Annotated in this window: 29 protein-coding genes; 15 read left to right on the forward strand and 14 right to left on the reverse strand. The window is 67.8% G+C overall.

What is annotated here, in order from left to right:
• Window positions 1–54: 54 nt before the first annotated feature.
• The 3 genes from RM788_RS52165 to RM788_RS52175 all read left to right on the forward strand — a co-directional run bounded on the left by RM788_RS52165 (window position 55) and on the right by RM788_RS52175 (window position 1,633).
• Window positions 55–477, forward strand: coding sequence for a hypothetical protein (locus RM788_RS52165; RefSeq protein ID WP_315929266.1), 423 nt, complete (start codon window positions 55–57; stop codon window positions 475–477).
• A 62-nt stretch (window positions 478–539) separates the two neighbouring features.
• Window positions 540–1,244, forward strand: coding sequence for a hypothetical protein (locus tag RM788_RS52170; RefSeq protein ID WP_315929267.1), 705 nt, complete (start codon window positions 540–542; stop codon window positions 1,242–1,244).
• A 2-nt stretch (window positions 1,245–1,246) separates the two neighbouring features.
• Window positions 1,247–1,633, forward strand: coding sequence for a hypothetical protein (locus tag RM788_RS52175; protein ID WP_315929268.1), 387 nt, complete (start codon window positions 1,247–1,249; stop codon window positions 1,631–1,633).
• A gap of 767 nt (window positions 1,634–2,400) precedes the next feature.
• Here the strand turns inward: RM788_RS52175 and RM788_RS52180 are convergent.
• The 7 genes from RM788_RS52180 to RM788_RS52210 all read right to left on the reverse strand — a co-directional run bounded on the left by RM788_RS52180 (window position 2,401) and on the right by RM788_RS52210 (window position 6,812).
• The gene (locus RM788_RS52180; protein ID WP_315929269.1) at window positions 2,401–3,165 is read right to left on the reverse strand and encodes a DUF7341 domain-containing protein; all 765 of its coding nucleotides are present in this window, start codon (window positions 3,163–3,165) and stop codon (window positions 2,401–2,403) included.
• Window positions 3,162–3,704: a zinc finger domain-containing protein gene (locus RM788_RS52185; protein ID WP_315929270.1), complete on the reverse strand. Its 543-nt coding sequence runs from the start codon at window positions 3,702–3,704 to the stop codon at window positions 3,162–3,164. The genes RM788_RS52180 and RM788_RS52185 overlap by 4 nt, the downstream gene beginning before the upstream one ends.
• Window positions 3,704–4,888, reverse strand: a complete 1,185-nt coding sequence (locus RM788_RS52190) for a serine/threonine-protein kinase (protein WP_315929271.1) — start codon at window positions 4,886–4,888, stop codon at window positions 3,704–3,706. Before RM788_RS52190 ends, RM788_RS52185 begins: the two co-directional genes overlap by 1 nt.
• A complete protein-coding gene (locus RM788_RS52195; RefSeq protein ID WP_315929272.1) occupies window positions 4,878–5,126 on the reverse strand; it encodes a hypothetical protein in 249 nt (82 codons plus the stop codon). The genes RM788_RS52190 and RM788_RS52195 overlap by 11 nt, the downstream gene beginning before the upstream one ends.
• On the reverse strand, window positions 5,123–5,926 hold the full coding sequence (locus RM788_RS52200; protein WP_315929273.1) for a BRO family protein: 804 nt from the start codon (window positions 5,924–5,926) through the stop codon (window positions 5,123–5,125). The genes RM788_RS52195 and RM788_RS52200 overlap by 4 nt, the downstream gene beginning before the upstream one ends.
• A 71-nt stretch (window positions 5,927–5,997) precedes the next feature.
• Window positions 5,998–6,396 carry a hypothetical protein gene (locus RM788_RS52205; RefSeq protein ID WP_315929274.1) on the reverse strand — a complete coding sequence of 133 codons (399 nt, stop codon included), beginning with the start codon at window positions 6,394–6,396 and terminating at the stop codon, window positions 5,998–6,000.
• Window positions 6,397–6,461: 65 nt separating this feature from the next.
• On the reverse strand, window positions 6,462–6,812 hold the full coding sequence (locus RM788_RS52210; RefSeq protein WP_315929275.1) for a hypothetical protein: 351 nt from the start codon (window positions 6,810–6,812) through the stop codon (window positions 6,462–6,464).
• Window positions 6,813–7,328: 516 nt separating this feature from the next.
• Here RM788_RS52210 and RM788_RS52215 point away from each other — a divergent pair.
• Together RM788_RS52215 and RM788_RS52220 are read left to right on the forward strand one after the other, a co-directional pair.
• Window positions 7,329–7,748 (forward strand): helix-turn-helix domain-containing protein, encoded by a 420-nt coding sequence (locus RM788_RS52215; protein ID WP_315929276.1) that lies wholly within the window; start codon window positions 7,329–7,331, stop codon window positions 7,746–7,748.
• A gap of 213 nt (window positions 7,749–7,961) precedes the next feature.
• On the forward strand, window positions 7,962–8,306 hold the full coding sequence (locus tag RM788_RS52220) for a hypothetical protein (protein WP_315929277.1): 345 nt from the start codon (window positions 7,962–7,964) through the stop codon (window positions 8,304–8,306).
• A 105-nt stretch (window positions 8,307–8,411) separates the two neighbouring features.
• Here the strand turns inward: RM788_RS52220 and RM788_RS52225 are convergent, their stop codons facing one another.
• Together RM788_RS52225 and RM788_RS52230 are read right to left on the reverse strand one after the other, a co-directional pair.
• Window positions 8,412–8,621 carry a DUF397 domain-containing protein gene (locus RM788_RS52225; protein ID WP_315929278.1) on the reverse strand — a complete coding sequence of 70 codons (210 nt, stop codon included), beginning with the start codon at window positions 8,619–8,621 and terminating at the stop codon, window positions 8,412–8,414.
• Window positions 8,618–9,475, reverse strand: coding sequence for a helix-turn-helix domain-containing protein (locus RM788_RS52230; protein WP_315929279.1), 858 nt, complete (start codon window positions 9,473–9,475; stop codon window positions 8,618–8,620). The genes RM788_RS52225 and RM788_RS52230 overlap by 4 nt, the downstream gene beginning before the upstream one ends.
• 424 nt (window positions 9,476–9,899) lie before the next feature.
• Here RM788_RS52230 and RM788_RS52235 point away from each other — a divergent pair, with 424 nt between their 5' ends.
• The 5 genes from RM788_RS52235 to RM788_RS52250 all read left to right on the forward strand — a co-directional run bounded on the left by RM788_RS52235 (window position 9,900) and on the right by RM788_RS52250 (window position 15,201).
• Window positions 9,900–10,229 carry a hypothetical protein gene (locus RM788_RS52235; RefSeq protein WP_399342794.1) on the forward strand — a complete coding sequence of 110 codons (330 nt, stop codon included), beginning with the start codon at window positions 9,900–9,902 and terminating at the stop codon, window positions 10,227–10,229.
• Window positions 10,230–11,040: 811 nt separating this feature from the next.
• The gene (locus RM788_RS53300) at window positions 11,041–11,394 is read left to right on the forward strand and encodes an RNA polymerase-binding protein RbpA (protein WP_399342797.1); all 354 of its coding nucleotides are present in this window, start codon (window positions 11,041–11,043) and stop codon (window positions 11,392–11,394) included.
• A gap of 125 nt (window positions 11,395–11,519) precedes the next feature.
• Window positions 11,520–12,821 carry an ATP phosphoribosyltransferase regulatory subunit gene (locus RM788_RS52240; RefSeq protein WP_315929280.1) on the forward strand — a complete coding sequence of 434 codons (1,302 nt, stop codon included), beginning with the start codon at window positions 11,520–11,522 and terminating at the stop codon, window positions 12,819–12,821.
• Window positions 12,822–12,832: 11 nt separating this feature from the next.
• A complete protein-coding gene (gene hisS / locus RM788_RS52245) occupies window positions 12,833–14,116 on the forward strand; it encodes a histidine--tRNA ligase (RefSeq protein ID WP_315929281.1) in 1,284 nt (427 codons plus the stop codon).
• 20 nt (window positions 14,117–14,136) lie between these two features.
• Window positions 14,137–15,201: a polyprenyl synthetase family protein gene (locus RM788_RS52250; RefSeq protein ID WP_315929282.1), complete on the forward strand. Its 1,065-nt coding sequence runs from the start codon at window positions 14,137–14,139 to the stop codon at window positions 15,199–15,201.
• 103 nt (window positions 15,202–15,304) lie between these two features.
• Here the strand turns inward: RM788_RS52250 and RM788_RS52255 are convergent, their stop codons facing one another.
• From RM788_RS52255 to RM788_RS52265, 3 genes are all read right to left on the reverse strand, one after another.
• On the reverse strand, window positions 15,305–15,946 hold the full coding sequence (locus RM788_RS52255) for an SDR family NAD(P)-dependent oxidoreductase (protein ID WP_315929283.1): 642 nt from the start codon (window positions 15,944–15,946) through the stop codon (window positions 15,305–15,307).
• Between the two features lie 85 nt (window positions 15,947–16,031).
• A complete protein-coding gene (locus RM788_RS52260) occupies window positions 16,032–16,562 on the reverse strand; it encodes a hypothetical protein (RefSeq protein WP_315929284.1) in 531 nt (176 codons plus the stop codon).
• Window positions 16,563–16,903: 341 nt separating this feature from the next.
• Window positions 16,904–17,758, reverse strand: coding sequence for a LysR family transcriptional regulator (locus RM788_RS52265; RefSeq protein ID WP_315929285.1), 855 nt, complete (start codon window positions 17,756–17,758; stop codon window positions 16,904–16,906).
• A gap of 80 nt (window positions 17,759–17,838) precedes the next feature.
• On the opposite strand from RM788_RS52265, the gene RM788_RS52270 reads away from it, so the two are divergent.
• Entirely contained in the window at window positions 17,839–18,837 is a 999-nt protein-coding gene (locus tag RM788_RS52270) for a substrate-binding domain-containing protein (protein ID WP_315929286.1), read from the forward strand.
• Between the two features lie 249 nt (window positions 18,838–19,086).
• Here the strand turns inward: RM788_RS52270 and RM788_RS52275 are convergent, their stop codons facing one another.
• Window positions 19,087–20,373 carry a M20/M25/M40 family metallo-hydrolase gene (locus tag RM788_RS52275; RefSeq protein WP_315929287.1) on the reverse strand — a complete coding sequence of 429 codons (1,287 nt, stop codon included), beginning with the start codon at window positions 20,371–20,373 and terminating at the stop codon, window positions 19,087–19,089.
• The gene (locus tag RM788_RS52280) at window positions 20,366–21,181 is read right to left on the reverse strand and encodes a M55 family metallopeptidase (RefSeq protein ID WP_315929288.1); all 816 of its coding nucleotides are present in this window, start codon (window positions 21,179–21,181) and stop codon (window positions 20,366–20,368) included. Before RM788_RS52280 ends, RM788_RS52275 begins: the two co-directional genes overlap by 8 nt.
• 99 nt (window positions 21,182–21,280) lie before the next feature.
• Between RM788_RS52280 and RM788_RS52285 the strand changes: the two genes are divergently transcribed.
• The 4 genes from RM788_RS52285 to nikE are packed head-to-tail and all read left to right on the forward strand — an operon-like array spanning window position 21,281 to window position 26,506.
• A complete protein-coding gene (locus RM788_RS52285) occupies window positions 21,281–23,056 on the forward strand; it encodes an ABC transporter substrate-binding protein (RefSeq protein WP_315929289.1) in 1,776 nt (591 codons plus the stop codon).
• A complete protein-coding gene (locus RM788_RS52290) occupies window positions 23,053–24,060 on the forward strand; it encodes an ABC transporter permease (RefSeq protein ID WP_315929290.1) in 1,008 nt (335 codons plus the stop codon). The genes RM788_RS52285 and RM788_RS52290 overlap by 4 nt, the downstream gene beginning before the upstream one ends.
• Window positions 24,057–24,941 carry an ABC transporter permease gene (locus RM788_RS52295; RefSeq protein WP_315929291.1) on the forward strand — a complete coding sequence of 295 codons (885 nt, stop codon included), beginning with the start codon at window positions 24,057–24,059 and terminating at the stop codon, window positions 24,939–24,941. The genes RM788_RS52290 and RM788_RS52295 overlap by 4 nt, the downstream gene beginning before the upstream one ends.
• Entirely contained in the window at window positions 24,938–26,506 is a 1,569-nt protein-coding gene (gene nikE, locus RM788_RS52300; protein ID WP_315929292.1) for a nickel ABC transporter ATP-binding protein NikE, read from the forward strand. The genes RM788_RS52295 and nikE overlap by 4 nt, the downstream gene beginning before the upstream one ends.
• Window positions 26,507–26,519 lie beyond the last annotated feature (13 nt).

Raw genomic sequence — 26,519 nt, forward strand, 5'->3', positions numbered from 1 at the left:
GGTGTGGCAACACCATCCCAGGGGCGCGCTGTCGGAACCCGAGAAAGGACAAACATGAATTCCGACGAAACGCAGACTAGCAACCCCGACGAACACGCGGTGTTCCTCACCCACGGCGCACTGGAGATCGCCCGAGGGGAGTTCGGCCGCGCGGTGACCAAACTCGCCACCCGGCCGAGCGCGCAGGCGACCGCGCTGCGCACCGTGCTGGCCGAGCAGGCCGCCGAGGTACGCACGTTGCACGCACTGTCGGTGGGCTACGGGTGGAGCGAGGCGATCCACCGCGTCACCACTCCCGAAGTGCTCGACCGCGCCCGAGAGCACGGCCACGTCGGCACCGACCTGGCGACCGGCTGCCCGGTGCTCACCGGCACCGGGCAGCGCGCCCTGTCCCGGTGGCGGGACTTCGTGTCACCGCTGCGGGACCTGCCCGAGTACGCGCCCATGTGGCTGTTCGTGCACGGGCTGGACGGCTGACTCATCCACCGCCGTCCCCGGTGTGGCAACGCCGGGGACGGCACTTCGAGAAAGGCACGACGATGACCGAACCTGCTACCCCCGCCCGCGACGGGCAGGAGTTGCACGGGGAGTTCCTGCTCCTCAAGATGCACGGCTGCCGTTCCCTGCGCTTGCACGCCGGGGTCGGTGAACACATCACCATCGACCACGCCGACACGGTCGACTACGACGACCTGTGCACGATGACGTGGAGTGCGGACCTGGTGGAACTGCCCGTGCGCTACTCCGACACCTCGGGCAGCGAGATCGAGGTGGTCAACCAGCAGCACCTCATCGAAGAGTTCGGCGCACAGGTGTTCGTCCACCTGCACAACGAACGCGACGGGGCGCACGGCCTGGCTCTGCCGGTGTGCCGGCCGTTGCCCGGCGACGACGCCGAGCACAGCGCGCTGTGCCGGTTGGTCGAGATGGTGGGCCGACTGCTGGACTACCCGCTGCTCGACGAGGAACGGCACAGCCGCTACATCGACGACAGGGCCGAGGAAGCGTGGCGGTCGCACCTGCGCCGCGACGTGATCAAGGCCTTGCGCGACCTCTCGCCCGACGCCGAGGCGGACCGGGCGATCACCACGGCCGGTCTCGACGCGGCCGACCCGATCGGGGCCGCGTACTTCGGTTTCGAGGGCAACGAGTGGACGGCCGTCACCCTGTCCCAGGTACGCAACGGGCGGCACGACGACGCGGTCCGACACGTGGCCGCAACCTTGTTCGGTTGGGAGGTCTGATCATGGCGAAGCTCGACGTGGATGCGGTGGACCTGCCGTCGTTGCCGGTGCAGTACGAGGACTTCGACGACGGCCACGAGTGGCGCGGGGAGATGCAGGAGCGCGGCTGGATCGTGCCGGGCCTGTGGGGTCGGTACGGCTGGGACCTCGGCAGGTGGCCACTCACTGCGGTCGCGCTGTTCACGGCACCGAAGGCGGGAGTCTGGGCCTACGTGACCTATGTGGAGGGTGACGTGGACGTGCACGCGTTCGACAACGAGAACGAGCGCGACCGGGCGGTCACCGAGGAAGTGGTGTTCTGGTGGCGAAACGGGGACGCGGACGGCCCCGAGGACCTGCCGGACACCGGCCACCTGGAGCACCACCACGGCCCGTTTGCGGGATTCTGATCGCAGCGAACTGAACACGTGAACTGAGGGGGACCGGTGAACACCGGTCCCCCTCTTGCATGTCCGGTCCCGGACAGTGCCTCACAGGATCGGACAGCGGCTCTGCCGGGGTGCTCGGGTAGCGGGTTGGCACCGGCTGAACTGGCCTTACCGGCACCGGACGGGTTGTCCTCACCGGTCACCCGGATGCAGTATCGAACCCATGTTCGACCAGGCAGCCCAGGAACACCCCGAGTTGGTGCGCACCTTCGACCCCGCCCGGTTGGTGTGGGTGGACCTGGGCAAGGCTCACCAGGACGAGACCCCGCCGGACAAGCCGCCCTCGGCACGAGTGCGCAACCGGGGATTGCCGCTGTCGGACACCGTGACCGGCGAGCTGCACGCCTGGGTGCGCAGTGCGCGCGGCGGCTGGCTCGGGTTGGTCTCCTACGCCGTGCCGTGGTTCGGGTTCGGCACCATCCCGGTGAGGCAGCTCGTCGCGCGCGCCGCGCTGGCCGAGCGTCGGCCCGGCGAGACCGAGCCGCCTTCTGATGTGAGGGCGGAGCCCTCGCGGCCGAGGGGGGATGGTGACCGCGAGGGCTCGACGCCCGGTCCAAGGTGGGCGCTGTCGACACGCTTGGAGATGCCGAAAGCCCCGCCGCGCAAGGAGGATGCGAGACGGGGCTTCGGCGAACGTTTTTGGGCACACGTATACCCAGTCCTGTCATCATGCTCGCTGAAGCGACTGAAGGTCAACTCGAATCGGCCTCATTCGCACGTGATGCCGGTCACGTCGTCTCGTGGCGGAGTTGGTCGTCCAGGGTCTGGGCGAGCTGCGCCCAGACGTCCAACGGCCAACGCTGCCCGCATGCGGCGCACACCGCCTCCACCTGCTCGGGGTCGATGCTCAACGCAGGGCGTCGCACGAAGTCCGCTTCGTCGTCTGACCACACCTGCACCGTGGCAACCCCACACACCGGGCACGCCCGTCCCCGCAACGGGTAGCGGGGCACCGGGTCCAACAGCAGCCGCGCGGTACGCACCCACTCGGCCGCGCGCTCGGCGGCCCACAGCACGTAGTCGGCGGCGGCGTGCTGCCAGTCCTCGGCGTGCTCCCCCCAGACCTGCACGAGTTCACGAAGACTGCCGGGGTTGTGGTAGGGGTGCCGGTGGCCGACACAGGCCCGGCGGACCTCGTGGCGGATCTCAGCCAGCAGCTCCAGCGCGCCGAGGCTGGCCGGCGGACGGCTGCCGAGCTTGCCGGTCGTCCCTTCGCGTTTGCTGCCCGGTGTCACGGCCTCCTGGACCTGGGCGAGCAGCGGCAGCACCTCGGCCACCTCGTGCCCGTCGTCTTGGCGGTGCACGACGTAGAGGCCGGGCTGGACAAGTTGGTCGACGGCGACCTCCCACGACAGACGAGCAGCGGCGGCCTGATCGCGTGTCGGGGCGGGCGGAACCTGGTCGAGGTCAGGGTTGTCCTCGTCGTGGACGACCCTGGGAATGCCCCAGTGCGCGATGCTGTCGGCGTCGTGGTCGTGGTGGGCGGCGGTCATGTGGTGGCTCCTGGTGTGGTGGTCACGGCGGCGAGTCGGCTCGGGTGCACGCGGCTGTGCAGCTCGCGGGTTTCCCTGCCGCCGTTGCGAAGTCGGGCGGTGCGTCGGCACGTGATGCCGGGCAGTGCCCCGCACGCCGGACAGACGTGGCCCAAGGCCTCCGTTGCGCGGGAGGAGTCGGCGCGCTTCCACCCGGCGGCGGCGTAAACGGCCGCGATACCCCGCCGCCCGGCAGCGGCGAACAGGGCCCGGTCGTTGTCGGTGGTGCGGCGGCGCGGCGTGCGCGCCACGGTCAACCGGCGTGCGGCCTTGATGCGCTCGATGATCTCGGCCGGGGTGATCCGGTCGGTGACCTTGCCCGCCGCGAGCACGGCGGCGTGGCACTCGCCCACGCTGTACCCGGCCAACGCCGAACGCCACGCGCGGACGTCGGCCTCGCCGGGGGCCTGGCCCCGGAAGTGCGCGACCATCGCCAACACCGAAGCGACCTCGGCGCGGCTCATCATCGGCTGGTCGAACCGGGCCGTCAGCGCGCTCATCAGGCCACCCCCGCCAACGCGGGCACCGCGCCGAACGAGCCCGAGCCGACCGCGAGGAGGTCCCCGCGGGTTGGGGCGAGGCCGAGCACGGCGGCCAGGTGCTGCGGGGCTGGGTCGTGCTCGCCGATCTCGCCGTCCTCGATCGCCATCCGCCGCACCAGCTCCATCGCCGCGGCCACCGCGTCGTCGCTGCGGGAACGCCCCGCGGCCTGCGCGATCACCGGTGCCCGCATCGCTTCGGCGACCAGCTCCGGGAGCAACCCCACCCCGAGCCGCTTGCCCGCCCAGGTCCGCAGACCGGCGGTCACGTGCTCGGCCGTGATGCCCTCGGCCAACAGCCGCGACGCTTCACCGACCAAGCGGACGACGACCGAGCGCGGCAGGGTCGGCACGTGTTCGGCGACCAGCCGTGTGGCGTCCTCGCGTGTGCGCACACCCTCGCGTGCGGGCGCGACGCCCTGAACTTGAGTTTCACTCAACGAGACAGGGACAACCAAACCGTTCCCCCTACCCCCTTCCCCCTGACCCAACGCGGAAGGGATCTCCGAAGGGATCGGCGAAGGGTTCCCCGATCCCTTCCCAGAGGCCTCGACCACAGCAGTCGGGACGACCTGTTCCGGCTCGGACAGGCCGGTCGTCTCGGCCACGGCGGGGGCGGTCGGCTCGACCGGGGCAGACGCGGGCGCACCTCGACGGCGTCCGGTCCCGCACGCTGCCTGGACCGCCGGGGGGATCTCGTGGGCACCGGCGACGAGCGCGACGGCGGCCATCTGCGGAGCGGCCCCGCAGCGGGCGGGCAGGCGGCGCAGCTCCTCGGCGAGGGCGGCGCGCAGGATCGGGCTGGAGATGTCGAACGCCAGCCGCAGCGCCCCGGCAAGGGTGTTGGGCTGCTTCCAGATGCCGTCATTGCGCACCAGCGACCGGACGAGCACCTCTTCGGTGTCGTGGTCGGCCAGCACGAACCGGGTGTTGTGCAGCTCGGCCAACGCGGCGGTGATGTTGTCCACGCTGGTGTTGCGGCACTTCGACGCCCAGCGCCGCAGCCTCATCGGCAGCAGACCGCAGTAGGACAAGTCCTTTTGCGACAACAAGAGCACGTAGAGCCGCTGGGCTTCACAGGACAGGTCGAGCCAGTCCGGGTCATCCCAGATGATGATGTCGATGCGGGCATGGTCACGCGCCACGGATGGTCCCCCCAATGAAAACGTGGTGTGCGGGCAGTCGAAGCCGCGCCCGGATACGGGCAGCGGTGTAGGTGCTCATGGCGGTGCGCGCGGCAACCTGCGCGTCGGTGCGGCCCTGGGCGTGCAGCCACGCCACGACCAGCTCACGCGCTCCGGTGGTCAGTTCCTCGGCCAGCAGCTCGCCGCGCAGGCAACGCCGAGCCGACTCGGCATCGCCGTGCACGGCGGCCGGGATCACTGGACGAGCGGTGCCGGGGCGTCCGCGTCGACCTGCTGGAGGACACGGCGGATCAACTCGACCCCAGTGGGGCGGACCAGCGTGGTGTGCACCACCCGAATCGGGTAAGCGGCCGGGGTGCCGTGCACCGTCACCACGAAGTGATGGGCGTAGCGCTGGTAAGGCCGGTTGTCGTCCTGGAGGACCCCGTGCCCGCGCAGCAACGCGAACAACGTGTTGCGACCGATCCGCAACGAGTTCGCCACCGCGCCCATCGACAGGGCCCCGCGGGCGTCCATGAACGCGTCGTGCGCGGCCACCTTCGGCCCGACAACGGCCAGTTGATCGCGCTGGGCCTCCAGTTCGCGCTGCTGGGCGGCGGCCAACTCCAGCGCACCGGACAGCGTCGTCGGGACGGCCAGGCTGTAGCCCCCGGTCCGGCGGATCGAGGGCAGCACCTCGCGGGTGACCCACCGCTTGAACGCCAGGGCCTCCGGACGGGAACTGCGCAGGATCAACGAGTACAGACCGGACTCGTTGACCAACGACACCGTCTGCCGCAGGTTGCCCTCCGAGGTCGCGAAAAGCGCACTCTCGGGCTGACCAGGGGAAACACGATCGCTCGTGATCACCTCGACATCGTCGGGATCGACGTGGCGCAGCGCGTCAGATGCCTTGCGGTAGCCGAGCGCGGCGCAGACGTCGTTGGCGACGAACCACGGGTCACCCTCGCGCAGCACGGTGCGGACGGGCAGGGTGCCGAAGCGGAACGTGTCGGCGGGCAGCACGGTCGAGACGGGAACGGACAGGTCGGTACGCATGGCGAAGTGACGCTCCTTGTGGGATGCGTGAAGACGGAAACAGACGGCGACGAGGGCGGGTGAGCCCTGGGCTATCCGATGGGCCCGGCGCGGCGGTCGCGTAACGACGGCGCGGCGAGGTTCAGCGTGTACACGGGGATGAGCTTGTTTCCGTTGCCGCCCTTGGCATCGGTGCTGCGCACGTACCGGCCGGTCCCGACCAGCACCCCGGAAGCGAGCAGCCGTCGGACGGTCGCGCCGACCATCGGCGGACGCAGCCACGCGGGCAGGGCAGGCCGCCACCGGTTGGCGTGGGTCTCCCGGAACGGGTCGGCCAGCGCGTCGTGGACGATCACCCGCACCACGGCGGCCATGTGCGTGGTGTTGCGCGGGTCGGCGGCCAGCAGGGCGGCGATGTGGTCGACGGTGACCCCATAGTCCAGCGGCAGGCCGACCAGACGGGCGGCGACCTCCGACGCCAACTCCGGCACCGCGTTGCCCCGTGCGGGTGGACCGCAAGTTACCCGAGACCGGCCGGACCTCACGCGTGTCGCGTTCACGAGTCGAGCAGCTTGAACGTGTGGACGGAGGTGATGTCTTCGCACTCCCGCGCGATGGCGGGGTAGCGCTGCTTGAGCAGCTTCTGTGACACCGCGATGCGCAGGGTGGATTTCCAGGTCACCGCCGGTCGGCCTGCGAGGGTGCCCACCTCGGCGTCACCGAGCACGTCCTTGAGGTAGTTCTGGACGTCCTTGCGCATCTTGCCGTACAGGTCGAGGCGGGCTTGGACGTCTCGCAGGAGGATGACCATGTGGTCGTGGTCGTCCAGGGCGAGGGTCGTCCCGCTGGTGTCCTCGTCGGTGGGATCGGATGGTGCGGCGGTGTCGTCGGTGCTGTGATCGGTCATGTGGTGGCCGCCCCCTGCGGCCTATGACGTTGCTGTGGTGCGGTCGATGGCGTGAGCAGTGCCGGACGCCCCGCGTACCACGGGTATCCGGCGTCGGCTAAATACGCCAGCCACGCCGCGAGCAGCGCGTCCGCCGCGGCATCACGGCGCGCGTTCCCACCCCTGCGCATGAGCCCCCCTTGATGCACCCGGAACCCACCCGTTCGGATGAATATCGTTGTGACGGTGCGTAACTCCCACTTGATCACAGGTCGGCGTTAACGTCAAGATTCTTACGGCAAGACCCGCTGCGAGGGGGAAATATTGCGTAGCCCGAATGGCCGATACATACTCAGCACTGGGTAAATCTACGTATGTACCCGTAGGGGTCGGGAAGAAGTACCCGTAGCCGACTGCATACTTCTGTGTAGCCCGTTCGGACCAGACGGGGACGATGACATCGGTCGAGAGCCGACCGACAACGCGAGTGGGGATCGACGCCGACAGGGGCAGGCGCCGACCGGAAAGGGCACACACATGACCGGAGCAACCCCGGACGTCCCTCAGTCCAAACGGCGCTCGGCGCTCGACGCGCTGATGGCGGACAAATGCCCAGGTATGACCATCCGCGACATCGAACGCCGCGCCGGGCTCAAGGAAGGCAACCTCGGCCACTACCTCAAGACACCCCAACGCGGCGAGATCCCCCGCGTGCGGGTGATGGAGCGCTTCGCGCACGCACTGGAAACATCGATCACCGAGGTCAGCCGCGCGTTCGCTGCGGACTCCCGCCTCGCCCTCGACGACGGTCCCGCTCCCATGTCCGGCGAGGAGATCGAACTCCTGGCGCTGTTCCGCCGCCTCGACGACGCACACCGCCCGATGGCCCTCGCCCTGGTGGAAACCGTCAGACGGCAACAGGACGCGACAACGCCGCCCGGCGCGGGCACCGACTGACCCGGCCACCCCGCACACTATTGGTGTGTGCCAAATCTCATGGGACGCACGACTATCGACCGGTGCACACCGCCGTTATGCGGGTTATGTGAGTAACGTCGTTTGGTCACAGGGCCAACAGGTCCGACCGTTGGAAGCCGCACCGGGGAGGGCGCGGCACGACGGTGCTATCGGCGCGCTCCGCGATCCGGAGCGCGTCCGGGGAGGAAGATCGTGGCCAGAGAGCCGATCGTGCGGTTCGTACCTGACCTGGGATACCCGTGGGAGATCCACTACAACCCTGACGGCACCCCGCGCCTGCTGGTGCACCCGGACACTCCGTTCACCCGACACATGATCGAAATGGTCGGCGAACTGCTGTCACTCGACCACATCGGCTGCTACGTCTGCAACGAAGTCGCCTGGCGTGTCCTCGGAGTCCCCACTGACACCGGCCTCGCCGAACGCCTGACGCAGGCCATTGCCGACGCCGCACACCACGGCGACCACCTCACCATCGCCAGCGACGGAACCATGCGAGGCCGTCAAAGCTACGAGTGCGACCGCCACGCCTGCTAACAGCAGGAGTTTCGACGTCGACAACCAGCCGGCGAGTCGCACGGTAGTTGACAACGGTGAAGGGGCGACCCACACGAGGCCGCCCCTTCACCGTTCACGCCAAGTTCAGCCGAGCCGATCTGTCTTGGCCGCGTTGAGCATGTTCGCGAACTGGTGGGGCAAGAACCTCAGCGCGGGGCCGTTGGGGTTCTTCGAGTCGCGAATAGCGGTCCACTCGGGCGCAGTAGCGACCTCGACGCACTGTGCACCTTGTTGGCTACGGCTGCTCGTGCGCCAGCGGGCGGACAGGTCGGACGCGCGGTCAACGTGGTTCACGTCAACTCCTTCTGGGCCTTGCGGATGAACGAAAGCGACTTCTGAGGCGGAAGCGCGAGGCTGGTCAGGTGGTGGAAGTTCGTTTTGAGCCTCCGCACCTGGGCAGGCTTCTCCGCGTAGACGTTACCCGCCGCGCAGTCGACGTAGCCGATCTCGGGATCGGTTGGTTGCTCGAACTCGACCAAGGTGAACGAGCCGCTGGCGGCGACGTGAGCGCCAACCTCGAAGGGCAGTACCTGAATGGTGATGTTGGACTGCTCGCTCATCGTCAGCAGGTGGCCAAGTTGGGCGCGCATGATCTCAGGGCCACCAACCTTCCTGCGAAGAACGGCTTCGTCGAAGATCGCCCAGAGGGTGAGGCCTCCAGACTCGCGCCCCAGTAGCCGCTGACGAGTCATCCGCAGCTTGACGAAGCGCTCCAGGTCTGCATTTGGGATGCCAGGATCTTCGGCTCGCAGCCATGTCCTCGCGTAGTCCTCGGTCTGCAAGAGGCCAAGGACGACTGATGTCTCGAACACGAGGAGCGAAGCCGCCGCTTCTTCAACGCTGAGGTAGAGGTCAAAGTCCATCGGCAGCACATCGCCGAACTCCTGCCACCATCCGGGTTGTTCGGCCAACTCGGCGAGCCGCAACACCTGATCCCGCACCGTGGCAGGAGTGGCGTAGGCATCGAGAAGCGCGCGGACATCCTTCGGGTAGACGACGTTGTGGCCAGTTTCCAGGCGCGACAGCTTGCCGGTGGAGAAGTTGGCCAGCTTCGCGGCTTGGTCACCGGTCAGCTTTGCGCCCTCGCGCAACGCGGTGAGCACACCGCCGAGCTTGCGCCTGCCCATCGTCGGGGTCACCCCGGCCATGCCGCCTCCTCTGATCGTGATCGCTGTCAGTGTCCCGCCACAAGCAGTGATCATCAAATGACTTGGAATCACTCGATCTGACGAGGCGCCCCGTAGAACTATCCGTGTAACTTCCACGGTAGATCCAGGTCATCATCATGATAGCGGGCCGTGGACGGGCGTCGTGAGGGGAGCAGTTGGCCGTGACAGTTTCGATAGTCCCTAGCGTCAGCAGGGCACAAGATTCGAGGTGGGTGCCGTGTATCGACGCGTTGGGGCGACGTCGTTCGATGCGGGTCCTGATGACCCCGACAGGCGCGATCTTCACGGTGCCCCCAGGAGAGTCCGCCGTGCTCGATGGCAAGGCGCTCCGGGAGCTGCTCGTCAGCCTCGCCCAACACTCGGGTCACCTAGTTCCGGACAACGCTTTCGTCACGGTTCGTGCTTGATGTTCCGCGAACTGGACGAGTCGCTGCGTGCGGATCTCGCTGCTCTCGGTCATGTGATCGAGAGCGGCGAGGACGAGCTGGTGGCGACCGTGGCTCGGTCGGAAGTGCCACTCTTGCTCGCCGCGATGAAAGCGCTACTCGATCAACACAGACCGGATAAGAACGGTCAATGTCCGACTTGCCGTGACCGGCGTTTTTGGCGACTGCATCACTGGCGACGCCCCAATGTGCCGTGTCGGGCGTTCCTGGCCGCGCGCTTGGCTTGGACGGTTCCGGACGACGTCGGCGATCGTCACTCGGTCGACCGCCACGTTCCCGCTGCTTGACCCTCGACCACCCGGCCCTTGCCCCCGACAGGGGCCGGGTCGCCTGGCCGGGTCGCACACTGGCACCCCGACGCGGTGTGCGCCCCGGCCAGGATCACGACCTACCCCCCGAACGCCGCCCCCAGCGCGGCCTCCCACACGCGCTGGGTCCGTGGGGCGGGAAGCGCGTCACACCACCACAGTCGGACGCGCTTCCCGCCCCTGTCAGTCGACCGGAAATGAAAATTTCGACCAAAGTCGGGTAGTCGAACTCTAAAGTAGCGATGGTCGGCATTGTCGATTTTGCGCCGACAATGTTCGATCAAAACTTAGGGAACCTATGCGAACCGTAAGTGTCACAACAAATGGGAATATCTCCCAGGTGTTGTTCGCCGAGGATCACAAAAAGACTCGGTGTTCCAACATTGCGCGCACAAGCAGGCAAGGCTCGGTAAAATGAGCGCCTGGAGCTTGATTATCCGCCTACAAAAGGACGCAGGCTTTCGCCTGTCGCCGATGCTGACTTCCACGGGGCAATACGCAGGGTTACACCTGCACAGGTTCACCATGAGGCACGTGCACGTCATCCAGGTGTGGGATGAAAACTACGCCGTCTTGACCTACTTGCCGAATAAGCTCGATCCCGAAGCCCTTTTCGACCCCTTCGAAGCGCTCCACGTCCGCACCGGTACGTTGGCGGAGCTGGCTGGTTCGCTCCTTCCGATTGGTGGACCTAAGCGGGCTGATCCAGAGCCTCGCCGTCTGGGGGCAAACGGTCCACGACATGCATCGAGAACTGATGCGGCCGACTTATCGTGGCGAGGTGAACTGAGTGCGTGATAGGGTATTTAGTGGTTCGCGACTTGCAGCCTCGTTCCCTTACTCGGCAAGTTCTATCGGTGATGAAGACGTCGCCCCCGCTCCACAGCAAAGTGCTGAATTCACATGTCCCCAGGGGCACGCATTTGTAGTTCCGTTCGCCGAAGGTGCCGAACTGCCTGGGAACTGGGAGTGCAGGCAGCACGGCGTCACCGGTGGACGCGTGGGCGATAAATCGGCCAAGCCGAGGCAGAAGCCTCCTAGAACGCATTGGGACATGCTCCTTGAGCGGCGCTCCATACCTGAACTGGAGACCCTTTTGGACGACACTCTGCGTGGATTGCGTCAACGACGCGAGCGAGGCTGACGCCAACTACGCGTTCGTATCGCTGGTAGCCCTCTCTGCACTAAACCGAATATCCCCGTGGATCTACGCCACATCCCTTTGGAGATCAAGTGACGTCCTCCGATTTGAACACCCCCCTCGCCGGTATGGCTGACCTGTTCGGACTCGACTTACGAAAGCGGCAGTTCGTGACCGCATCCCTGGCCAAGGTCGTGCGGCTCCACGGATACGAGCAGGTCGAGGTTCCGCTAGTCGAAAGGGCCACGTCGTTCTCCGAGGACATCGTGGGGCGCTCGCCCTGGCCCGAGTGGGACGTCCGGGGCTGCTTCTACATGTTGGTACCGGATTACTCGGCTTCGTACAACAGCGAACCGACCGACACCGAGGCACTGTTGGTGCCCGAGGGCACCATCTCGGTCACGCGCTGGCTGGGCCGCCAACTCGCCGAGAACCCCGACATGACGTTCCCCGTCAAGCTGTTCTACGACATGCCGTGCTTCCGCAACGAGGTCGTCTCGGACCTGACTGGCCTCAAGCGCCGCCAGTTCACCCAGTTCGGACTGGAGGTCCTGGGCGCGGAGCCGGGGAACTCCGACATTGAGGCCATCTACCTGATCGCCAGGTGCCTGGAGGAGCTCGGCGTTCCGAAGAACTCGACGCGCGTCCGGGTCGGCGACGTCGGGGTGTTCAACCGGTTGATCAAGCTGAGCCAGCTCGACGCGGATGCTGCGATCCAGGTCAAGGAAGCGCTGGACGCCTTGGCCGAATGCAAGGCTGGCAAGCTGCCCGAGAGGGCGCCGGGGCTGGTGGACCAGTTGACCCACGTGCTGGACACCGGAGGCGTGGAACCGACGTTGCGCGCCGTCTGGTTGAAGCTGGCTGGCACCAGCGACTCGATCAACGCAGTCAAGGTCCTCCAGGACAGCGTCATTCAGGAACACCTGGACCGGCTTCTTCCGCTCTCCGAAGTGCTGCGCGACCTTGGCATCTGGGTGGAAATCGACCTCAGTGTCGTGCGGTCGCACGAGTACTACACCGGCATCGCGTTCGAGATCGACGTGATCGCCGCGGACACGGTGTTCGTGGAGGTCGGCGGTGGTGGCCGTTACGACAAGCTCGTCAAGCACTTCGTTCCGGGCGGCCCCTTCGACAGCATTCCCGCGACCGGCTTCGCCTTCGGTGTGGAGCGCCTGGTCGAGTTGCTGGATCACCTCGACCTGCTGCACAAGGCCGAGGAGCTGTACACCTCGATCAGGCTAAACGTGGCCCCCGCAGAGATCCTGATGACTCCTGGGCTCACGCCGGAGGGGTACCTTTCAGCGGTCCGGGTTGCGGCAGGCGACCGGACCACGGGCCGCCCGGTGGACATCTACCTCGGCAAGCCCGACGTGGTCGAGCAGTACGCCGCAGCCCGGAAAATCCCGCAAACCGTGAGCTGTGAGCCGTAAAGGGCCGATAGGTGAAGATCGACAATAGTCCGCCACGTGGTACTCGTGATCTGCTTCCCGACAGCGTCGCCGCGCGCGATCATGTCTTGGCGACGATCAGCGAGGTCTATCGCCGGTATGGCTTCCAGCGCATCGAAACGCCTGCGTTGGAAGACATCCGGCGACTGCAAGGGGGCCAAGGTGGAGAGAACGAAAAGCTGATCTTCCAGGTCCTCAAGCGGGGTCTGGGCGATCATGTGGAGGCGGGCATCCCCATCGGCGACTTGATCGACCTGGGGTTGCGGTTTGACCTGACAGTGCCGCTGGTGCGGTTCTACGCCAACAACCACGCGACGCTTCCGTCGACGTTCCGCGCGTTCCAGTTTGCCCCCGTGTGGCGGGCAGAGCGTCCGCAGAAAGGCCGGTACAGGCAGTTCTATCAATGCGACATCGACCTGATCGGTGACGCATCTGTACTCGCCGAGGTCGAGCTGATCGAGGCGACCACTGAGGCGCTCGACGCGGTGGGGATCACCGACACCACCGTCAGGTTGTCCGATCGCCGATTCCTCTCGGCCCTGGCTGCGCACGTGGGCCTTGCCGAACTAGAGTGGCCTGGGTTCTTCATCGGCCTGGACAAGCTCGACAAGATCGGTTGGGACGGCGTCCGTGCCGAACTGATTGAGAAGCGGGGTCTGTCGGCTATGGCTGTCGACAACGCACAATCGATCATCCAAGGGCTGGTTGGGCTGGAAGCAGACAAGGTCGCGGATCGGCTTGCCGATGCCGTGCCCAGCCTGCCGGACGAAGTCGTTTCCGATATGGCCACGACGGTTGGATGCCTGGCTGACATCGGTACGAAGCGCACGATCCGCTGGGAGTTCGATCCAACTCTGGTACGCGGTATGGGCTACTACACGGGGCAGATTTTCGAGATTTCGCACCCGAAGTCGTCTTCATCTGTCGCCGGTGGCGGCCGGTACGACAAGCTTGTCGGCAGCTCATTGGGCAAGGACATACCGGCTTGCGGATTCTCGTTGGGGTTCGAGCGCATCGTGGACCTCATTCCTGACGTCCCTTCCCGCTCTGCCCTGGCGGTGCTGTTCGAGCCAGACGTCCCTGTTTCCTACGCGTTGCAGCGTGCTCGCGAGGTGCGCGCACATGGTAGGGAGACGACGGTAGTCCGGCGCAGCGGCAAGCTTCCCGCCCAACTCGGCCGCCTTGAGGGGCAGGGCTTTACCGGATTCGTGCACCTCCGCACCGTTCTGACTGATGGAACGACGGAATCAGAGCGCCCGCTGGGCGCACCTAAGTAGTAAAGAAAGGGCTGTCCCCTGTGTTAGCCGAAGCATTCGAGAAGCTCAGCCCCCAACTGGCCACTCTCTACTCGGTGTTGCTCACGCGGGAACTCGCGGACAGCCCTGAACTGGCATCACTTCACGGTGCCTACGCCGAGTACGCCCAGCGTGACCGGCACTTGCCGCGACCTGTCTTGACGTACTTCGGTTTCCACGCTTTCACCGATGCGGTCGACTTCACCGACGTCGACCGCATCGGCGAAGCGCTCGTGGTACCTCAACTCTTGCGCGACGTGCTCGCTGTCCACGATGACATCGTGGACGAGGACTTGGACAAGTTCGGAGCATCACCGCTGCCGGTCGTCCTGTCCGGCGCGGCTGGAAAGCTCACTCAGCACGGCAAGGACTTGGCGCTCTACTACGGGGACTTCCTGGTCGGCGTGCTCTACCGGGCTGCGTCACGGGTCACCGGTGAGACCGGTAACGCGTTGGTGCGGTTGATCTCGGACACCCTGTACGTCAACCAGCGTGGCCAACTGGCTGAACTTCTTGCCGAGACGAAGCCCTTGTCACAGACGACCGTTGACGACTTGCTGTTGATCGGGGAACGCAAGGCTGCGCACTACTGCTACGCGTTCCCCTTCGTCGCCGGTGCCACACTCGCTGGACACGACGAGCACCGAATCCGCCCAGCAGCGCGGTTGCTACTGAAGATCGGGACCGCGTCACAGGTCGTGGACGACATCACGGGAACTTTCCCCGGCGTGATGGACCACGACAAGGACACCCTCGGTGAGATCGCCAATCTTCGCCGCACCGTCCCGCTGGTCCTTCTGGCGACCGGAAGTCACACGGAGAAGGTTGCAGCGCTGTTGGCCGCCCCAACACCCATGTCGTCAGAGGACGCGATAGCTATACGTGAGGAACTGTGGGGCAGCGACGTGCCCTCCCGTGCGCTCGCGCTCTGTCGCAACTTGGTGGCAGACATCAAGGTTGATCTGGCCAGCATCACGTTGGGCACTGCTGCACTCGAATACATCGGCGACCTCGTGGATCACCGGCTGAGCGGGAGTCTGAACCGTTTCGAACGAGCAATCAACTAGGTCTGCCGTCACGAACTGACGCACCGAAGCTACCGCGCCGGAGCTTCGTTGTGACGCCGCTGATGTGCAGTGGCGGGGCTGAGATCAACGCTGCTCAGCCCCGCTATCTAGAAGTGCAACAGTCTGACCAGCGGAAACTATCTGCCAAGCTATTCACAGTCAGTGTGAAATTGACATTCGCGGTCTTGGACTGGCCGTAGGCGATCAGCGGGTCGTAGGGGCGGTCGTGGAAGTGGATGTCCTCGAACACGACCGGCGAGCGCAGGTGCCCGGTCGAGCTGACCGCCACGATCCGGGCGTCGTCGGCGGCGGCGAGGGCGTCGTGCAGACCCAGGGCCAGGGCGAAGTGGCCGAGGTGGTTGGTGGCGAACTGCAACTCCCAGCCCCGTGACGTGCGGGTCTCCGGTGGCGCCATGATGCCCGCGTTGGCGATGAGGACGTGCAGCGGCCCGGTCCAGGCGGAGGCGAAGGCCGCGACGGAGTCCAGGTCCACGAGGTCGAGCGGGACGACCTCGACGGCGGTGCTCCCGGTGGTCGCGGTGATGTCGGCGGCGACTCGGGCTCCCGCGTCGACGTCGCGGACGGCAAGCGTCACCTCGGCCCCCGCGCCCGCCAGGGCACGGGCGGTTTCGACGCCGATGCCCGCGGCGGCCCCGGTCACGACGATGCGGCGGCCGGTGAGGTCGATGCCGTCGACGACGTCGGCCGCGGTCGAGTGCTGGGTGAACGGGGTGGTGACGCGCATGATGATCCTGCTCCCACGGGTCTAACCGGAATTGATTCCGTTTCGAGCTTAAGCGGAATCAGTTCCGGTTCGCAACGCGGGCAGGTCAGGGGAAGGAGAGGCCGGGTTCGCCGAGGTAGGGGAACCAGCGCGGCGGGTGGTCGGAGGCGAAGGCCTCGCACATCGCCGCGAACCACGCGTCGAACGACGGGAAGTCCACGACGGCGTCCGCCGGGTTCTCCCACTCGCCGGTGTCGGTGCGCCGCGCCCGCGGCTCCTCCCGGTGCACGTAGTACACCGGGTACTCGGGGACGGTCACGTCGAAGCACCACGCCGCGTCGTCACCCGCCTCGGCGAACCCGATGAGGTGCGCGGTCGAGAGCCCGAACCGCTCCTGGTGGACCAGTTCGCGGTTGAGGGCGACGAAGCCCTTCTCGTCCAGCACGGCGAAGCGCGGGGTGCGTCCGGCGTAGTCGCGATGGCAGCTCAGGGAGCCGTGGACCGTGAGCAGTTCGGCGTAGTCGGGAGGACCGGTCCACGACGGCGCCGGGTGTGCCCGTTCGGTCACGACCAGATCGATCAGGCCGTCGCCGGCGGCTCGGTGGAGCAGCTCGAGACCTTCCGGAACGTGACTCATCGTGATCACTGTAGTGGATTGTGGACGGTGTTGCAGGTGTTTCGTCGGGTCCTGTCCGATCGCCATGTGCGGATAGTGAGATCAATCGGGCAGGATTCGGACCGCTCAAGTCACCCTTTCGGGCCTACCTACCTCCAACGCATGACAGCCGGTGCCTGGCCGAACGCGGCTCGGATCCGACGACCACCTGATCACGGCACACGATCGATCGAATGGTCCGCCGACGCGCCATTACGGCATACGGGTGCGCCGCGTCGCAGCTGGTGGTTCCGTTTACCGGAAAGCGGATGTGGCGGGAAGTGTCCTGATGAGACGGTGGGGCGGCCCCGTCGGCGCACGGCTCAGGAGCGGTGGGCGGCAGCGGCGATGCGGACGAACGAGCGGACCATCGCGTTCGAACCGCTCTTCCTCCAGGCGACGACCAGCCGACTCGGCGGCCGGTCGGTCACCGCCACCACGACGAGCCCCGCGGGAAGCGCCTGGTTGAGGGGCGCCAGCGCGGAGGTCCCGTTCCACAGGGCCGACTGGAGGCACTCCTGGATCGTCCTGCTGACCGGCAGCCCCTCGGCGGGCGGGCCACCCGTCCAGTAGGCGCTCCACACCGGGTCCACGTCCTCCGGCAGCCGCACCCAGCGCCGGTCGACCAGGTCGGCCAGGCGCACCGACTCCCGCCGCGCGAGCGGGTCGTCGGCGCGCGTCACCACCCCGACCGGGTCCGAGCGCAGCACGTGCGTGCCCAGACCGGTGTCGTCGAACGGCAGGCGCGTGAACGCGACGTCGACCGCGCCGCTCCGCAGTCCGGCGGTCGGATCGCCGAGGTCCGCCTCGTGGATCGTGACGTCGACGTGCGGGTGGCGTCGGCGGAACGACTCGACCACCCGACCGCCGACCTGTTCCGCGGTGTCCGCCAGCGTCCCGACCGTCAGACGCGCCGCGTCCAACGCGGAGGACATCCGGGCGTGCAGCCGGTCCACCTGCTTGAGCACCGCGCGCGCTTCCTCGTACAGCAGCGTTCCGGCGGGCGTGAGGGCGACGCCCTTGGGCGTGCGGTCGAACAGGGTGGCGCCGAGCTCGTCCTCGAGTTGCCGGATCGCCCTGCTCAACGGTGGCTGCGTCATGTGCAACCGCGCCGCGGCCCGCCCCACGTGCCGCTCCCGCGCGACCGCCACGAAGTACTCGAGCAGGCGGAGTTCCACCGATTCACGATACCGGCCGGGTATCGGGTTCACGCCAGAGGACTTGGACGCGAGGACTGCGGCGGGCCGAGGATCGAATCATGGACGACCTCGCACTCACCATCGGATGCTTCCGCTACGACACCACGCAGGCCCTCTTCGACGGGACCACGTCGGTGCAAGGCGTCGACACCACCGTGGAGACCGCCGCCACGCTCCCGGACATCTTCGAGCGCGTGATCCGCGGATCCGGCCTCGACATCGCCGAACTGGGCCTGACGTTCTACCTGCGACTGCTGGAGGCAGGCACACCGCTGATCGCGCTGCCCGTGTTCCCGAACCGCGTGTTCCGCCACTCGTGCGTCTACGTCAACACCGGCAGCGGCATCGCGGAACCGGCCGACCTCGCGGGCCGGACCATCGGCGAATTCGGCACCTACGGCCAGGACTCGGGCGTGTGGGCCAAGGGCATCCTCATGGACGAGCACGACTTCAGGCCCGAACGCAGCAGGTGGATCATCGGCGGCCTCGAACACCCGTCCCCGCCGTTCGACTTCATCCCCCACCCCCACCCGGCGAACGTCGACATCACCACCGCACCCGCGGGCAGGACCCTGAACGACATGCTCGACTCCGGCGAGATCGACGCCCTGTTCTCGGCCAACGTCCCGCAATGCGTCCTCGACGGCTCCCCGAACGCGGCGCGACTGTTCCCCGACTTCGAACCACTGGAACGCGACTACCACCGCCGCACCGGCATCTTCCCGATCATGCACACTGTCGTCGCCCGCCGCGACCTCCTGGCAACCCACCCAGACCTGGCCCGCCGGGTCTACGACGCCTTCACCACCGCGAAGAACGTGGCCGCGAACCGCTACCGCGCACACCGACGCCTCTACCAGGTCCAAAGCATGGTGCCCTGGACAAACGCGCTGGTAGAGCACAACCACGAACAGTTCCCGGACGACTGGTGGCCCTACGGCATCTCAGCCAACCGCAAAACACTCGACACAGCTCTGCGCTACCACTACGACCAGGGCCTCACCCAACGGCGGTGGCAGGTGGACGAGGTATTCGAACCCACCCTGCTCAACACCTGACAACGACAAATCAACCCCAACCCACCACCCAAGAACACCAACAAACCGAACGCGCCCGCACCTTGTTCGGCCGATTTGACTTGGGGTTTTCGGCCCTGCACTTTCGGTGGCGGGCAGGAGCTCCACCACCTGCCCTTTCAGACCGCCGAGGGCCGAAAAGAGGGGCCCCAAGTAAAATCGGCCGAACCCGGAGAACAACGGGCACCGATGACCTGTTTCGAGTGACAAGCCACCCTCACCCACCAAAATTCACCCCGACAGCAAATGATCCAAAACCCGCGCCCCGAACCGCAGCCCTTCCACCGGCACCCGCTCATCCACCCCATGCGCCATCGCCCGGTAATCGAACCCCTCCGGCAACAACAACGGCGCGAACCCGTAGCAATCGATCCCCAACGTGCTGAACGCCTTCGCGTCCGTCCCGCCCCCCATGCAGTACGGCACCACGATCGCCTCCGGATCCTCCGACCGCAGCGCGTCGGCCATCGCCTCGAACCACGGCGAATCGATCGGGGCCTGCACCGGCGGCGTGTGCTCCAGGTACTCGCGGGTGACGTTCGGGCCGATGAGGGAGTCGATGGTGGTCATCAGCTCGTCCACCGTTCCCGGCAGCGTCCGCACGTCGACCTGCGCCGTCGCCGTGCCGGGGATGACGTTGACCTTGTACCCGGCCGACAGCATGGTCGGGGTGGTGCTGTTGCGGACCGTCGACTCCGCCAGCGCGCCCGCGGGCCCGAACCTGGCCAGGGTGCCGTCGACGTCGTCGAGGTCGACCTCCACGCCCAGTGCCGCGCCGGTGCGCTCGATGAACGCCCGCACCGCAGGCGTCAGCCGCACCGGGTGCCGGTAGGCGGCCAGGCGGGACAGGGCGTTGGCGAGGGTGACGACGGCGTTGTCGTCGTTGCGGCGCGACCCGTGGCCCGCGCGGCCGCGGGCGGTGAGCTTGAGGTGGGAGGTGCCGCGCTCGGCCGTGCCGACGGGGTAGACGCGCTTGTCGCCGACCCGGTAGGAGTAGCCGCCGGACTCGCTGATGGCGGCGGCGCAGTCGGCGAACAGGGTCTGGTGGTGGTCGACGAGCCACTGCGCGCCGAACTCGCCCTGGTCCTCCTCGTCGGCGACGAACGCCAGCACGACGTCGCGCCGCGGCCCCCTGCCCTCGCGCGACCAGGTCGTCAGCACCGAGAGCACCATCGCGACCATGTCCTTCATGTCGACCGCGCCGCGCCCCCACAGGTAGCCGTCGCGCAGCTCGCCGGAGAACGGGTGGACGGTCCACTCGGTGGGGTCGGCGGGCACCACGTCCAGGTGCGCCTGCACCAGCAGCGCGGGCAGCGCCGGGTCGGAGCCGGGGACGCGGGCCACCACGTTCGTGCGGCGCGGCGCGGGCTCCAGCAGGGTCGGCTCGACGCCGAGCGCCGAGAGGTGCCCGGCCACGAACTCGGCGGCCTCGCGTTCGCCCACGGCGTCGCCGCCACCCCGGTTGGTGGTGTCGATCCTGATCAGCGACGCGCACAGGTCGACGACGTCCTCAGCCATACACATCCTCCATCGCGTACGCCGCGATGTTGGTGACGATCTTGAACGCCTTCATCGCGTCGGTCATGGTGGCCGCGTCGAACCCGACCGTGCGGACACCGATGAGCTCAACCGTAGGGATGACCGCCGCGGCGTGGGCCAGGTGGGTGGCGTCGAAGTCCACCTCGATCCAGTGCTCGCCGGTCACCGCCTCGGCCCGCCCGGCCCGGCGGACGGCCCGTTTCGCCGCGGCGGTGATGCGCTCGGCGGTGATCTCGGGCGGGTCGCAGATGGCGGCGTAGCGGCTGACGCACTCCTTCACCGCCACCAGTTCCGCCCGCGGGGCGTAGTCGGCGGCGTCCTCGCACGTCTTGTCGTCGCCGGTCACCAGCAGCACCGGGACCCCGTGCTCCGCCGCCACGGCGGCGTTGAGCCTGCCCTCGCTGGCGGGGACCCCGTCCAGGCGCACCTGGGTGATCGAGTTCTCCAGGTAGGTGTGGGCCAGCACCCCGTCCTCACCCGCTCCGGTGTGGTAACCGAGGAACACCACACCATGAACACCGCTGTCGATACCCTGCATCATCGACAGCGGTTTGTGACGGCCGGTGAGCATGCGGGCACGCGTGTCCAAGTCCTCCAGCAGGAGGTTGCGCTGGGAGGAGTGGGCTTCGTTGACCAGCACGTCCGTCGCGAGCCCGGCGATGGTGGCGTTGACGTCGCCGGTGAACAGGCGGCGGAAGCGCTGCCACTGCTCGGTACCGGGCTCGACGTCGGCGGGGCAGGTGACGCCCGTGGCGCCTTCCATGTCCGCCGAGATCATGATCCGCATGCCCGTCAGGCTATTGGGTGGGTGGTCTTTGTCGGAATATTGGGGTAAACGGTTACTTTCGTTCGACAGCTCTGGGGAGAGGTAGTACCAGTGGGGATCATGCGACGTCTGGGTTCGGTCGTGGGGGCGGTGGGTCTGGTGGCGTTGCCACTGGCCCCGGCGGCCCACGCGCAGCAGCCCGTCACCCTGAGGGTGGCCATCATCCAGCAGGTCGACTCGCTCAACCCGTTCCTCGCCGCGTACCAGGCGAGCACCGAGGTCGGACGGCTGATGTACGACTACCTGACCGCCTACGACGCGAAGGACCAGCGTCCCGTGGAGGGGGTGGCGAAGTCGTGGGAGAAGTCGGCGGACGACCTGACGTGGACGTTCACCGTCCCGGACGGCAAGAAGTGGTCCGACGGCCAGCCGATCACGGCCAAGGACGTCGGGTTCACCTACAACCTGATGATGACCGACAAGGACGCCGCCACCGCCAACGGCAGCTTCGTGGCGAACTTCGAGTCGGTGACCGTGCCCGACGACCGGACGGTCGTGATCAAGACAAAGGCGCCGCAGGCGAGCATGCTGGCGCTGGACATCCCGATCGTGCCCGAGCACGTGTGGAAGGGCGTCGGCAAGATCGCCGACTACAAGAACGACGTGACGCCGAGCGTGAGCAGCGGCCCGTTCGTCCTGTCGGAGTACCGGGCCAACGAGTTCATCAAGTTCAAGGCGAACAAGGAGTACTGGCGGGGCGCCCCGAAGTACGACGAGCTGCACTTCGTCTACTACAAGACCGTGGACGCGGCGGTGCAGGCGCTGGACAAGGGCGAGCTGGACCTGGTCAACCGATTGGGGCCGGCGCAGTTCGACTCGCTCAAGGACAAGTCCGGCGTCACGCTGAACAAGGCACAGGGCAGGCGCTTCAACGAGCTGGTGCTCAACTCCGGCGCCGCCACGAAGACCGGTGAGCCGATCGGCGACGGGCACCCGGCGCTCAAGGACGTGAAGGTGCGCCAGGCGATCGCGAAGGCGATCGACCAGGACGCGATCATCGAGCGGGTCAACGGCGGGTACGCCGAGCCCGGCACCGGACCCATCCCGCCGGTGTTCCCTGACTTCCACCTCACCCCGGCGAAGCCGCGCGCGTTCGACCCGGCCGCGGCGAACACCGAACTGGATCAGGCCGGATACCCGAAGGGTTCGGACGGGATCCGGGTGGGCGCCGACGGCAAGCCGCTGAAGCTCCGGTTGACCGGGCACACCAGCCGCGCCTACGACGAGCAGGCGGGCGAGTACATCAAGAGCTCGCTGGCCGACATCGGCATCGCGGTGGACGTGCAGCTGGTGGCGGACACGCTGCTCGACGAGCAGGGCGTCGCGGGCAAGTTCGACCTGATCTTCTCCGGCTGGGGCACCAACCCCGACCCGGACTTCATCCTGTCGCTGCACACCTGCGGCTCGCGGCCGGAGTCGGCGACCACGCCCGGCACGACCGACACGTTCTTCTGCGACAAGACCTACGACGAGCTGTACGCGAAGCAGGGCGCCGAGCTGGACCCGGCCAAGCGGTCGGAGCTGGTCAAGCAGATGCAGCAGCGCTTCTACGACGAGGTCCCGGCGATCATCCTGGGCCACGACAACGCGCTGGAGGCCTTCCGCGGCGACACGTTCCAGAGCTTCTCGATCCAGCCCGACCCCGGTGGCGTGATCATGGCGCAGAACGGTGTGTGGGGGTACTACGGCGCGGTCCCCGTGGCCGCGGCCGGTACGGCCTCCTCGGGGCCGAGCACGTGGCTGGTAGTCGGCATCGTGGTCGTGGTCCTGTTGGTGGGCGGCGGCGTGCTGCTGCTGGCCAAGCGGCGCGGCGCGACCGCCGGAGAGCGTGAGTGACCGTCGCACCCCTGGTCGAGTCGTCCCCGCGACGTGGCGGCAGCGGTCTGCTGCGCCACGTCGCGGGGAAGGTCGGCGGCGCCCTGGCCAGCCTCGCGGCCGTGGTGGTGCTGGGGTTCTTCCTGTTCCGGCTGATCCCCGGCGACCCGACGGTCACGATGACGCGGGGTCGGCAGGTCGACGAGGCGCAGATCGCCGAGCTGCGGGCGCTGCACGGCTACGACCGGCCGATCCTGGAGCAGTTCGGCAAGTACGTCGGCGGCCTGCTGCACGGCGACATGGGCACCTCGCTGTTCTACCGGCGCACGGTGGCCGAGCTGATCGGTGAACGGGTCGGGCCGACGCTGCTGCTGGTCGGCACCTCGACGCTGATCGCGGTGACGCTGGGGCTGTGGCTGGGCATCCGCGGGGCGTGGCGGCGCGACAGCGCGTTCGACCGGGCGTCCACGGGTGTGGCGCTGGTCGGGTGGGCGATGCCCGCGTTCTGGCTGGGCATGCTGCTGTCGATGGTGACCGGCGACCTGTTCCCCAGCGGCGGGATGCGGTTCTCCAGCACCCCGCCGGGGTTCTGGCCGCAGGCGCTCGACGTCGCGCACCACATGGTGCTGCCGTGCCTGACCCTGATCGCGGTGGTCTACGCGCAGTACCAGCTGGTGATGCGGTCCTCGCTGCTGGAGGAGATGAACGCCGACTACCTGACGACCGCGCGGGCCAAGGGTCTGCGCGACGACCAGGTGCGGCGCAAGCACGCGGTGCCCAACGCGCTGCTGCCCACGGTGACGCTGGTGTTCCTGCACATCGGCCTGGTCGTGACCGGCGCGATCACCGTGGAGACGGTGTTCTCCTGGCCCGGCCTCGGCCTGTTGACCTACGAGGCGCTCGCCGGACCGGACCTGCCCCTGTTGCAGGGCACGTTCGTGGTGCTCGCGGGCTCGGTGATCGTGATGAACGTGCTGGCCGACCTGCTCTACCAGGTCCTCGACCCGAGGGTGCGTGCGTCGTGACGAGCATCGTGTGGCAGCGCCGCCGGACGGCGGTCGCCTCGACGTGGCGGCAGTTCACCCGCAACCGCGGCGGCCTGGCGGGCCTGGTGGTGCTCGGTGTGGTCGTGGTGCTGGCACTGCTCGCACCGCTGGTCACCGACGCGACCGGCCTGGACGTCACCAGGGCGACCGGGCAGCGGTGGCAGACGCCCAGCGCGGAGTTCTGGTTCGGCACCGACCACACCGGCCGGTCGGTCCTGCTGCTCACGTGGTGGGGCAGCCGGATCTCGCTGCTGATCGGGCTGACCGCGACCGTGCTGTCGGTGGCGATCGGCACCCTGGTCGGCGTGACGGCCGCGCACTTCGGCGGGTGGCTGTCGGCCGGGCTGATGTGGGTGACGAACTTCTTCCTGGTCCTGCCCTCGCTGGTGCTCGCCATCGCGCTGTCCACGGTCCTGCCCAGGGGCGTCGGCACGATCGTGCTGGCCATCGGCGTGACGTCGTGGGCGTCGACCGCGCGGCTGGTGCGGGCGCAGACGCTGAGCGTGGAGGCGCGGCCGTTCATCGAGCGCGCCAAGGTCCTCGGCGGCGGGCACGTGCACGTGATCGGCCGCCACGTGCTGCCCGCGGTGCTGCCGCTGGTGTTCGTGAACACGACGCTGACGGTCGCCAACGCGATCGTGGCGGAGGCGACCCTGTCGTTCCTGGGACTGGGCGACCCGTCGATGGTGTCGTGGGGGTCGATGCTGCGCGCGGCGAACCTGCACGGCGCGGTGTCGCAGCGGGCGTGGTGGTTCCTGCTGCCGCCCGGTCTGGGCGTGGTGGTGATCGTGCTGGCGTTCACGCTGGTGGGGCGGGCGCTGGAGACGGTGCTGAACCCGAGGTTGAGGGGAGACCGGTGAGCCCGCTGCTGGAACTGCGCGGTCTGGGTGTGCACTACCGCACCGACCGCGGTGAGGTCGCCGCCGTCAAGGACGTCGACCTCGTCCTGGAGGCCGGTCAGACGCTCGGGCTGGCGGGGGAGTCGGGGTGCGGCAAGTCGACCGTGGCGATGTCGGTGCTGCGGCTGCTGCCGAAGTCCGCTCGCGTTGAGGGGGAGATCCTGCTCGACGGCGAGGACGTCATGACCATGTCGTGGGGCCGTCTGCGGGCGGTGCGGTGGGCCCAGGCGTCGGTGGTGTTCCAGGGCGCCATGCACGCGCTCAACCCCGTGCAGCGCGTCGGCGACCAGATCGCCGAACCGATCCGGCTGCACGGCGGCAAGGCCCGCGTGGCCGACCTGCTCGACCAGGTGGAGTTGCCCGCGGCGAAGGCGCGCTCGTACCCGCACGAGCTGTCCGGCGGGCAGAAGCAGCGGATCATGATCGCGATGGCGCTGGCGTGCGACCCGCGGCTGGTGATCGCCGACGAGCCGACCACGGCGCTGGACGTGATCGTGCAGGCCCAGGTCCTCGGCGTGCTCAGCAGGCTGGTCGCCGAGCAGGGCATCGGCCTGGTGATGATCAGCCACGACCTGTCGGTGCTGGCCAGCACGTGCGACCGGCTCGTGGTGATGCGGCACGGCGGCATCGTCGAGGAGGGCCCGGCTCGGCAGGTGATCACCTCGCCGACCCACCCGCACACCCGGGCGCTGGCGGCGGCGTTCCCCGTCGTCGGCGACCCCGCGTTCCGGCAGGTCGAGCCGGACGAGGTGCGCGAGTCCACGCCGCTGCTGCGCGCCGAGGGGCTGACGGTGGACTACCACGGCCGTGGTGGCGTGGTGCACGCCGTCAAGGGCGTCGACCTGGAGATCGGGTCCGGCGAGATCGTGGCGCTGGTCGGCGAGTCCGGGTCCGGCAAGACCACGACGGCCCGCACCCTGCTGGGCCTGCGCACGCCCACCGCCGGGCGGGTGCTGTTCGAGGGGCAGGAACTGCCCAGGTCGGCAAAGGGGTTGCGGGAGTACCGGCGGCAGGTGCAGTTGGTGCTCCAGGACCCGACCAGCGCGCTGAACCCGCGGCACTCGGTGTACGAGTCGGTCGCCGAGGGGCTGCGCATCCACAAGGTGCCCGGCGACGAGGCCGAACTGGTAGCCGACGCGCTGGCCAAGGCCGAGCTGCGGCCGCCTGAGTCGTTCTTCCCGGTGCTGCCGCACGAGCTGTCGGGCGGCCAGCGCCAACGGGTGGTGATCGCGGGCGCGCTGGCGCTGGGGCCGCGGCTGCTGGTGGCCGACGAACCGGTGGCCTCGCTCGACGCGTCGGTACGCGGCGAGATCCTGGCCCTGCTGCTGCGGCTGCGCCGGGAGTTGGGGCTCGCGGCCCTGATCATCACCCACGACCTGGGGTTGGCGTGGAGCATCGCGGACCGGGTGGCGGTGATGCACGAGGGGGTGCTGGTGGAGCAGGGGAGCGTGGAGCAGGTGCTGCTGGACCCGCGGCACGACTACACGCGCAGGCTGCTCGCGGCAGTGCCCAGCACCACCCCGTGAGGCCGTAGCGGAA

Origin of the sequence: Umezawaea sp. Da 62-37 (assembly GCF_032460545.1) — a bacterium.
Lineage (GTDB): Bacteria > Actinomycetota > Actinomycetes > Mycobacteriales > Pseudonocardiaceae > Umezawaea.

Bases quoted from the DNA above. Each gene is read 5' to 3' on its own strand.
- RM788_RS52165 (WP_315929266.1), top strand. From the start codon at position 55: ATGAATTCCGACGAAACGCAGACTAGCAACCCCGACGAACACGCGGTG.
- RM788_RS52170 (WP_315929267.1), top strand. From the start codon at position 540: ATGACCGAACCTGCTACCCCCGCCCGCGACGGGCAGGAGTTGCACGGG.
- RM788_RS52175 (WP_315929268.1), top strand. From the start codon at position 1,247: ATGGCGAAGCTCGACGTGGATGCGGTGGACCTGCCGTCGTTGCCGGTG.
- RM788_RS52180 (WP_315929269.1), bottom strand. From the start codon at position 3,165: ATGACCGCCGCCCACCACGACCACGACGCCGACAGCATCGCGCACTGG.
- RM788_RS52185 (WP_315929270.1), bottom strand. From the start codon at position 3,704: ATGAGCGCGCTGACGGCCCGGTTCGACCAGCCGATGATGAGCCGCGCC.
- RM788_RS52200 (WP_315929273.1), bottom strand. From the start codon at position 5,926: ATGCGTACCGACCTGTCCGTTCCCGTCTCGACCGTGCTGCCCGCCGAC.
- RM788_RS52210 (WP_315929275.1), bottom strand. From the start codon at position 6,812: ATGACCGATCACAGCACCGACGACACCGCCGCACCATCCGATCCCACC.
- RM788_RS52215 (WP_315929276.1), top strand. From the start codon at position 7,329: ATGACCGGAGCAACCCCGGACGTCCCTCAGTCCAAACGGCGCTCGGCG.
- RM788_RS52230 (WP_315929279.1), bottom strand. From the start codon at position 9,475: ATGGCCGGGGTGACCCCGACGATGGGCAGGCGCAAGCTCGGCGGTGTG.
- RM788_RS52240 (WP_315929280.1), top strand. From the start codon at position 11,520: ATGGCTGACCTGTTCGGACTCGACTTACGAAAGCGGCAGTTCGTGACC.
- RM788_RS52255 (WP_315929283.1), bottom strand. From the start codon at position 15,946: ATGCGCGTCACCACCCCGTTCACCCAGCACTCGACCGCGGCCGACGTC.
- RM788_RS52260 (WP_315929284.1), bottom strand. From the start codon at position 16,562: ATGAGTCACGTTCCGGAAGGTCTCGAGCTGCTCCACCGAGCCGCCGGC.
- RM788_RS52270 (WP_315929286.1), top strand. From the start codon at position 17,839: ATGGACGACCTCGCACTCACCATCGGATGCTTCCGCTACGACACCACG.
- RM788_RS52275 (WP_315929287.1), bottom strand. From the start codon at position 20,373: ATGGCTGAGGACGTCGTCGACCTGTGCGCGTCGCTGATCAGGATCGAC.
- RM788_RS52280 (WP_315929288.1), bottom strand. From the start codon at position 21,181: ATGCGGATCATGATCTCGGCGGACATGGAAGGCGCCACGGGCGTCACC.
- RM788_RS52285 (WP_315929289.1), top strand. From the start codon at position 21,281: ATGCGACGTCTGGGTTCGGTCGTGGGGGCGGTGGGTCTGGTGGCGTTG.